The organism is Rhizobacter sp. P2_H3, assembly GCF_056403355.1.
Window position 1 is genome coordinate 1 of the sequence record NZ_JBFUFQ010000245.1, and the last position, 8,257, is coordinate 8,257.

The 8,257-nt window shown below is 70.6% G+C and carries 6 protein-coding genes; 1 reads left to right on the forward strand and 5 read right to left on the reverse strand.

Annotation, left to right across the window (positions count from 1 at the left end):
- On the forward strand, positions 1-1,150 hold a 1,150-nt coding region (locus AC1D1T_RS27390; RefSeq protein ID WP_477826266.1), incomplete at its 5' end, for an MFS transporter.
- Here the strand turns inward: AC1D1T_RS27390 and AC1D1T_RS27395 are convergent.
- From AC1D1T_RS27395 to AC1D1T_RS27415, 5 genes are all read right to left on the reverse strand, one after another.
- A complete protein-coding gene (locus AC1D1T_RS27395) occupies positions 1,151-2,281 on the reverse strand; it encodes a sterol desaturase family protein (protein WP_047503020.1) in 1,131 nt (376 codons plus the stop codon).
- 58 nt (positions 2,282-2,339) lie between these two features.
- Positions 2,340-3,158 (reverse strand): uroporphyrinogen-III C-methyltransferase, encoded by an 819-nt coding sequence (gene cobA, locus AC1D1T_RS27400; RefSeq protein ID WP_477826267.1) that lies wholly within the window; start codon positions 3,156-3,158, stop codon positions 2,340-2,342.
- Positions 3,155-4,108 (reverse strand): DNA-binding protein YbiB, encoded by a 954-nt coding sequence (ybiB, locus tag AC1D1T_RS27405; protein ID WP_477826268.1) that lies wholly within the window; start codon positions 4,106-4,108, stop codon positions 3,155-3,157. Before ybiB ends, cobA begins: the two co-directional genes overlap by 4 nt.
- Positions 4,109-4,185: 77 nt before the next feature.
- Complete coding sequence (locus tag AC1D1T_RS27410; RefSeq protein ID WP_477826269.1) at positions 4,186-5,274, reverse strand: glycoside hydrolase family 5 protein; 1,089 nt, start codon at positions 5,272-5,274, stop codon at positions 4,186-4,188.
- Positions 5,275-5,402: 128 nt separating this feature from the next.
- Positions 5,403-8,180 (reverse strand): nitrate reductase, encoded by a 2,778-nt coding sequence (locus AC1D1T_RS27415; protein WP_477992861.1) that lies wholly within the window; start codon positions 8,178-8,180, stop codon positions 5,403-5,405.
- Positions 8,181-8,257 lie beyond the last annotated feature (77 nt).

Below are 8,257 nucleotides of genomic sequence, written 5' to 3' on the forward strand. Positions count from 1 at the left end.
GATGACACCTGATCCGATCGCCGTGGCGCGCGCCACCTGGGCCGTGCGCCTGCAGTTCTTCGTCGCCGGCGTGCTGTTCGCGAGCTTCGGCGTGCACGTGCCGACGATCAAGCAGCACTACGCGCTCGGCGAGCAGGCGCTCGCGATCGCGATGCTGGCCGCCGGCGTCGGTGCGGTCGCGACGCTGACGCAGGCGGGCCGCTGGGTGGGGCGGCTGGGGGCGCGGCGGGCGGCGCTGCTGTCGGGCGGCGCGACCGCGCTGTGCCTGGCGTTGCTGCTGTCGTCGCACGCCTATGCGGGCCTGGTGGCGGTGATGGTGGTGTTCGGCGTCGGCACCAGCCTGTTCGACGTGTCGATCAACGCGGCGGCCGGCGAGCTGGAGCAGCGTGCCGGGCGCAGCCTGATGAGCGGCTTCCACGGCATGTTCAGCCTGGGTGGCATGGTCGGCGCGGGGCTGGGCAGCGTGCTGCTGTCGCACGAGGTCGGCGGCGCGACGCACCTGGTGGCGATGGCGGTGCTGGGCGCGGCGGCGATCGGCGCGGCCGGGGCGGTGATGCTGCGCACGATCGCCGGGTCGGACGACAAGGGCGGCTTCGAGCTGCCGCGCGGGCTGCTGGCGCTGCTGGGCGTGCTGGGGGCGCTGGGCCTGATCGCCGAGGGCGCGATGTACGACTGGAGCGTGCTGTACATGAAGCAGGAACTCGCCAGCGGGGCGAGCTTCGCCGCGCTGGCCTACGCGAGCTTCAGCGCCGCGATGGCGGCGGCGCGTTTCGCCGGCGACTGGGTGCGCGAGCGGGTGTCGCCGGCCGTGCTGATGAGCGGCAGCGCGGCGCTGGCCGCGGCCGCGATGGCGGCGGTGCTGCTGATCGGGCACCCGGTGGTGGCGCTGGTCGGCTTCGCGCTGGTGGGCCTGGGCTTCGCGAACGTGGTGCCGGTGCTGTTCAGCGCCGCGGCGAAGGTGGATGCGAACCCGGCGCACGGCATCGCGGTGGTCGCGTCGGTCGGCTACCTGGGGATGATGGCCGGGCCGCCGCTGATCGGAATCATCGCGGAGCACGCATCGCTGACGCTCGGTCTCGCGACGGTGTCGCTGTTCGCAGGGATCCTCGCGGCGGCAGCGCCGCGGGCGTTGAGGCTTGCGGCGGCTTGATCAGCCTTTCCAGACGAACGGAAATTTCAGCTGCTTGAAGAACCCGTTCGGCACATAGTCGCCGACCACCCCGTACTGATCCGGCCATTTGCGATCCGCCTTCACCGCGGTGCCGAACAGGTAGTCGAGGAACGCGAAGTGCGCCGCGTAGTTCTTGTCGATCGCCTCGTCGTCCTGCGAGTGGTGCCAGTGGTGGAAGTTCGGCGTCACGATCAGGTAGCGCAGCGGGCCGAGCCGCACGCTGACGTTGGCATGGTTGAACACCGCCTGGAAGCCGACCACGACGATGTACGCATCGATCACTTCCTTGCTGAAGCCCAGCACGTAGATCGGCGCCAGCACCAGCGTGCGCGTGATCAGCAGCTCGAGGATGTGCTGGCGCGAGCCGGCCAGCCAGTCCATGCTCTTCACGCTGTGGTGCACCGCATGCAGGCGCCACAGCAGCGGCACCTCGTGGTACGCGCGGTGCGTCCAGTACTGCACCAGGTCGGCCACCAGCACGATCAGGAACAGCGCGACCCAGAAGTTCAGGTTCGCGACCCAGCCCCGCACGCCGTCGTTGGCGGCCCAGCCGAAGAACTTGTGCACCAGCAGGTTGGTCGCCAGCAGGATGAAGCCCACCACCATGTGGTTCACGATGAAGTGATGGAAGTCGGTCTGCCACTCGGCGCGGAACACCGGTTGCTCGCGGCGCAGCGCGAACAGCTTCTCGATGAACACGAAGATCAGCGTCGAGCCCAGCAGGTCGAGGATGAACCAGTCGAGGCCGATGTACGGCGTGTTGTCGGCGAAGTCGTTGACCGGCACCTTGTGCCCGCCCCAGGCGAGCGTGGCCGCCACCAGCACGAATGACGCGAAGGCCAGCCAGCGCGAGCGCCCGCGGATGATGTTGAACAGCGACAGCGAGCCGGCGATCACCAGTGCCACCAGCATCACCTGCCGGATCACCGCCACGTCGTACGACTGGCGCAGCTGCGGCGTCGTCAGGTACTGCGGGAAGTGGAACGCGATCACGCCCAGGAAGCACAGGATGGACAGCCCCAGCGCGATCACGCCGGTCACCATGCCGTGGCCGCGCTCCAGCGGGCCGTGCGAAGCCGTCAGGCGGTTCAGCTTGTCGATCTTGAGCATCAGGTCCTCACTCCACCAGCATCTTGTGGCCGGGGATTATGCGGCGACGCCCCGCGCTTCAGGCGACCCGGACAACCCCCATTTGGAGGGATTCGCGCACGTTGCCCGGCAGATCGTCACGCGCCTGCAGCCCGCGCAACACTTCGCCGACCAGGATGATCGCCGGGCTGCCGAGCTGCTCGCGCTCGATCAGCCCGCACAGGTCGCCGAGCGTGCCGACAGCATGCCGCTGTTGCGGCTGGCTCGCATGCTGCACGACGGCCACCGGCGTGTGCGCCGGCAGCGCCTGCAGCAGGCCCGATTGCAGCGTGGCCGCCTGCGCCACGCCCATGTAGATCACGAGTGTCAGCCCCTGCGCGGCCGCGGCGGCGAGCGTCGGCCAGTCGGGAGAGGCGCCCGATTCCTTCGCGTGGCCGGTCACCAGGATGACGCCGTGCGCATGGTCGCGGTGCGTCAGCGGCACGTCGAGCGAGGTCGCCGCGGCCAGGCCCGAGGTGATGCCGTTGACCACCGACACCTCGATGCCCAGCGCGCGCAGGTGCTGCATTTCCTCGCCGCCGCGGCCGAACACGAACGGGTCGCCGCCCTTCAGACGCACCACGCGCTCGCCCTTCAGTGCCTCGGCGGCCATCAGCTTCTCGATGAAGGCCTGCGGCGTGCTCGCGCAGCCGCCGCGCTTGCCGACATGAATGACGCGCGCCGAACGGCGTGCGTAGCGCAGCACGCCGTCGCCGACCAGGTCGTCGACCAGCAGCACGCTGGCGGCGCGGATCGCGCGGATCGCCTTGACCGTCAGCAGCTCCGGGTCACCGGGGCCGGCCCCCACCAGCGTCACATGACCCAGCGTCACCCGGCCGGGTTGCACAGGAACCGTCATGCCGTCTTCTCCTTCGGATGCGCCCGCTCCAGCGCCGCGAGGCTGTCGAGCAGGCAGGCCACCTGCTGCGTCAGCGGCGCGGGCGCCGGCTTCTCGCCGCTGATGACCGATTGGATGTACATCGCGGTGGTGGCCGCATCGCAGGTGCGCGGCAGCACCGGCAGTTCACGCAGCACGCCGTCGTGGGCCGACAGCGACAGCTCGCTGCGCGGCTGGCCGTCGATGAAGACGTCCAGGCGCGGCAGCCGGCGCGGGTCGGCGACCGGTTCGCCCTCGGTGCCGCGCATCAGCAGCGCGTTCGCGGTGGTGCGCTGCAGGAAGTCGGTCAGCATCGCGCCGTACTCCGGGTGCGTGTAGTTGACGACGCGCAGCGCCTGGCCGGCCGCGCACGGGTCGAGCAGCTTCGCGACGGTGTGGCCGGAGTTGCGCAGGCCGATGGTCCAGCGCGCGTCGAGCAGGCGGGCGAGCGGCGGGCACAGCGCATCGGTGCGCATGAACACCGGCTCGCGGCGGCGCCAGGCCTGGGCCACGTCGTCGGCGCTGCGCGCGAGCGGCAGCCCGAGCACCTGGAAGATGTCGGCGGTGGTGACGCGGCCCGGATCCTCGGGCATGCCGTGCACCAGCACGGGCACGCCTTCCTGCGCGAGCATCAGCGCGAGCAGCGGGGTCAGGTTGGGCAGCTTGCGCGCGCCGTTGTACGAGGGCAGCACCACCAGGGTGCGATCGCAGGTGATCGGCAGGCAGCGCGCCGAGGCCGCCTGCAGGAAGCCGGCCAGCTCGTCGACCGATTCGCCCTTGATGCGCATCGCCATCGCGAAGGCGCCGAGTTCGAGGTCGCTGACCTGGCCGTCCAGGACCTGGCCCATCAGGTCGAGCGCCTGCTCGCGTGACAGCGAGCGGGCGCCTTCCTTGCCGCGACCGATTTCCTTGATGTAGTTCGTGATGCTCATGGGCTCTCCCAGAGCGAGTTTCGCAAGTACCGGGCCAATGCGACGACGATTTGATGAGGCATGTATTAAGAAAGGGCTCAGGGGCCGAGCAAGGCGTTCTTCAGCGGTTCGCGCCAGTCGCGTGCCGCGGGGTCGTAGACGCCGAAGCCCGATGCCAGTTCCCAATATGCCCAGCTGAAGCCGCGGCGCTCGGCCTCGTCGCGCATGCGGCGCGTGTAGGTCACGCGGGAGTCCATCCCGGCCTTGCCGTAGGCGCCGAATTCGCCGAGGTAGATGGGGTAGCGGTGGCGCAGCGACCACGCGAGCGCGGTGTCGAGCGGGCCGCGCATCTGCGCGAGCTGCGCAGCGTCGCAGCAGGGCGTGCCCAGCCAGGCCGCGGCACCGCTGGCCCATTCGGCGCCCTGGTGCGTGAAGTGGAACGGCTCGTAGTGGTGCACCGTGACGATCAGGTTCGCGTCATTCGGCAGCACCAGGCTCGCGAGCGCATTCGCGCTGTTCCATTGCGTCGGGCCGATGATCACGATGCGCGTCGGGTTGCTGCGGCGCACCACCTGCAGCCCGCGCGCGGCGAGGTCGTTCCAGCGGGTGGTCTGCGCGCCGTGCGGCTCGTTGTAGAGCTCGAACACCAGCTTGGGGCCTCGCGTGCTGTAGTGCTGGGCGATCTGTTTCCACATGTTCAGGAAACGCAGCGCATGCAGGCCGTCGGCCACCCGGGCTTCGCTGCCATCGAGCGCATCGCCGTCGAGCTGGCGGTAGTGGTGCATGTTCAGCACGACGATGAAGCCCTTGTCGAGCAGCGCATCGACCGCTTCGTCGACGCGCTTGAAGAATTCGGGGTCGATGCGCGCCTCGCCGTCGGCCGACGCATGGTTGCTCCAGCGCACCGGCAGCCGGGCGTTCGTGAAGCCGGCCTCGGCGGCTTTCGCGACCAGTGTCGCGTCGAAGCGCAGGCCCCAGGCGCCTTCGGTGGGGGCGTCGAAGATGTTGCCGAAGTTGACGCCGCGCCCCATTGCACGGGCGGTCTCGATGGCCGGGGTCGAGGCGCCCGGTGCCGCGCCGGCGGGCATCGGCGGGTAGTCGGCGAGCGAGGCTGGCGCGCTGGCGCAGGCGGCGAGCAGGCTGCAGGCGCAGGCCAGCAGCAGGGCTGCGCGCTTCAGGATCGTCATGCTGTCTGTCTCCATCGTTGTTGTTCGATGGCGATTCTAGAGAGATGACCACCCCTCGGCCGCCGGGTACGGCGACCGATCCCCCGAGGGGATGCGGGCCGGCTTGGGACGGCCCGGCGCTCGGCCCGCTAGGTCGCATGAACCGGCTGCAACTTGGCGCGAACCATGCGTTTCAACGCGGGGATGCACGAACCGCAGTTGGTGCCGCATTTCAGCGCGCCCTGCAGTTGCGCGAGCTGCGCGTCGGCCGGGCCGCTGCAGCGTTCGAGCTGCGCGAGGACGGCCGGCTCGCCGACGTTGAAGCAGGTGCAGACCTGCTTGCCGCTGGCCGGCACCGCGACCGGCGCGCGTGCGCCGGGGCTCAGCAGCAGGCGGCCGTAGGCCTGGGCCGGCAGTTCGTCCTGCAGCAGCGGCTTGATCCAGACCTCGGCGCTGATGTCGCCGGCGAGCAGGAAGCCTTCGAGGCGGGCCTCATCGGTGCCATGGCGCGCGAGCCGCATCGCGCGGCGCTGGCCGCGGCGCTTGTCGGCGTAGTGCAGCACCTCGGGCGCGGCCAGGCCGAGCAGGGCCTCGATGCGCTCCAGCACGGCATCGGGCACCGGCTCGTAGGCCGCGGCGCGGAACAGCACGCCGCTGCGCTCGCGGCCGAACGGCACGCAGCTCGCGAACGCGAAACCGTCCATCAGCGGCTTCAGCGCCTCGCGCACGCGCAGCGCTTCGTCTTCCGGCAGCCAGGCCACGCCGAGCAGGCGCCACGGCAGTTCGGCCTTCAGCACCTTGATGGCGGCGTGCTTCAGCTCGGGTTGCTTGGAGCGCGGGCAGAAGGCCGAGGTCGTCAGCGCATTCACGCCGCGCATCGGCGTGCCGCCGGTCTGGCCGCTGATGAACTCGTCGCCCCAGTGCATCGCGATGAAGGCCTGGGCGGGTGATACCTGCTCGCTCGCCTGCACCGGCAGCACGATGCTGCCGCGGCGCGAGCTGACGTGCACCAGGTCGCCGTCGGCGAGCTTCAACCGCGCGAGGTCCTGCGCATGCATCTCGATGGCCGGCTCGGGCACGTGGCCGAACAGGCGGCCGATGGTGCCGGTGCGGCTCATGCCGTGCCACTGGTCGCGCAGGCGGCCGGTGGTGAGCGAGAACGGGAAGCGGGCGTCGCGCGGCTCGGCCAGCGGTTCGTACGGGGTGTCGGCGAAGCGGGCGCGGCCGGAGTCGGTCGGGAAGCGGCCGTCTTCGTAGAGGCGCGCCGTGCCGGTCGGGGCGCCGGCGGGGAAGGGCCATTGCGCGGGGCCGGCGCTGTCGAGGTGCGCGTAGCTGAGGCCGGTGATGTCGAGGTCGCGGCCGCGCGTGGTCTCGCGGTGTTCATTCCAGACCGATTCCGGCGTGGCGTAGTCGAACAGCGAGGGCAGCGACGGGCGCAGCCGTGCTTCGAGGCGGCGCGCGAAGTCGGTGGCGGCGGCCCAGTCGTGGCGGGTGTCGCCGGGCGCGGCGATGGCCGGGCGCACGCGGCTGATGCGGCGTTCGCTGTTGGTGACGGTGCCGTCCTTCTCGCCCCAGCTGGTGGCGGGCAGCAGCAGGTCGGCGTACGCGCAGGTGGCGGTGGTGGAGAAGGCCTCCTGCACGACGACGAATTCGGCGCGCTCGAGCGCGCGGCGCACCGTCGCCTGGTCGGGCATCGATTGCGCGGGGTTGGTGCAGGTGATCCACAGCGCGCGGATCTCGCCGTCGGCGGCGGCCTGGAACATCTCGACGGCCGTCTTGCCGGGCACGGCGGGCACGTCGGGCACGCCCCACAGCGCGGCGACTTCCGCGCGGTGGGCCGGGTTCGCGAGGTCGCGGTGCGCGCTCAGCAGGTTCGCGAGCCCGCCGACTTCGCGCCCGCCCATCGCGTTCGGCTGCCCGGTCAGCGAGAACGGGCCGGCGCCCGGCTTGCCGATCTGCGCGGTGGCGAGGTGCAGGTTGATCAGCGCGGCGTTCTTGAAGGTGCCGGCGCGGCTCTGGTTGAGCCCCTGGCAGTACAGCGACAGCGTGCGACCGTCGGCATCGGCGAACCAGCGCGCGGCCTGCACGAGGGCGGCCTCGTCGATGCCGCAGATGCGTGCGGCGTCTTTCGGCGTGAACTCGCGCACGCGGTCGCGCAGCGCGGCGAAGCCTTCGGTGTGGGCGGCGATCCAGGCGTGGTCGACCAGGCCTTCCCACAGCATCAGGTGCAGCATGCCGTTGAAGAGGGCCACGTCGGTGCCGGGCAGCAGTGGCAGGTGCAGGTCGGCGGCCTCGGCGGTTTCGGTGCGGCGCGGGTCGGCGACGATGATCTTCATTGCCGGGTTGGCGCGTTTCGCATCCTCGATGCGCCGGAACAGGATCGGATGCGCCCAGGCGGTGTTCGCGCCGGCGATGAAGAGGGTGCTGGCGAGCGCCAGGTCGTCGTAGCAGGCGGGTGGCGCATCGGCACCGAGCGTGAGCTTGTAGCCGGCGACGGCGCTGCTCATGCACAGGCGCGAGTTGGTGTCGACGTTGTTGGTGCCGATGAGGCCTTTGGCGAGCTTGTTGAAGACGTAGTAGTCCTCGGTGAGCAGCTGCCCGGACAGGTAGAACCCGACCGAATCGGGGCCATGCCGTTCGATCGTGCTGGCGAAGCGTTCGGTGGCGAGGTCGAGCGCGGCGTCCCAGGTGACCGGCCTGGGTGCGCTTCCTCGATCGAGGCGCTGCATCGGCTGCAGCAGCCGCGATTGCATCGTGATGGCTGCGCTGGCCGTGTGGTGCAGCGTGCTGCCCTTGGTGCACAGGCGGCCGAAGTTGGCCGGGTGGTCGGGGTCGCCTCTGACGCCTGTGATCTGGTCGTCTTGTGACTCGATGATCACGCCGCAGCCGACGCCGCAGTAGGGGCAGGTGGAGCGGGTTTCACGCATCTCGTTGTCCTGCATCTTCGGCGCGTCGCGGCGGGCGGTAGGCCCGTGGGGGGCTCATGCCGAGACGGTCGACGCCC

Coding starts and splice junctions, on each gene's coding strand:
- AC1D1T_RS27395 (WP_047503020.1), bottom strand. CDS start 2,281: ATGCTCAAGATCGACAAGCTGAACCGCCTGACGGCTTCGCACGGCCCG.
- cobA (WP_477826267.1), bottom strand. CDS start 3,158: ATGACGGTTCCTGTGCAACCCGGCCGGGTGACGCTGGGTCATGTGACG.
- ybiB (WP_477826268.1), bottom strand. CDS start 4,108: ATGAGCATCACGAACTACATCAAGGAAATCGGTCGCGGCAAGGAAGGC.
- AC1D1T_RS27410 (WP_477826269.1), bottom strand. CDS start 5,274: ATGACGATCCTGAAGCGCGCAGCCCTGCTGCTGGCCTGCGCCTGCAGC.
- AC1D1T_RS27415 (WP_477992861.1), bottom strand. CDS start 8,180: ATGCGTGAAACCCGCTCCACCTGCCCCTACTGCGGCGTCGGCTGCGGC.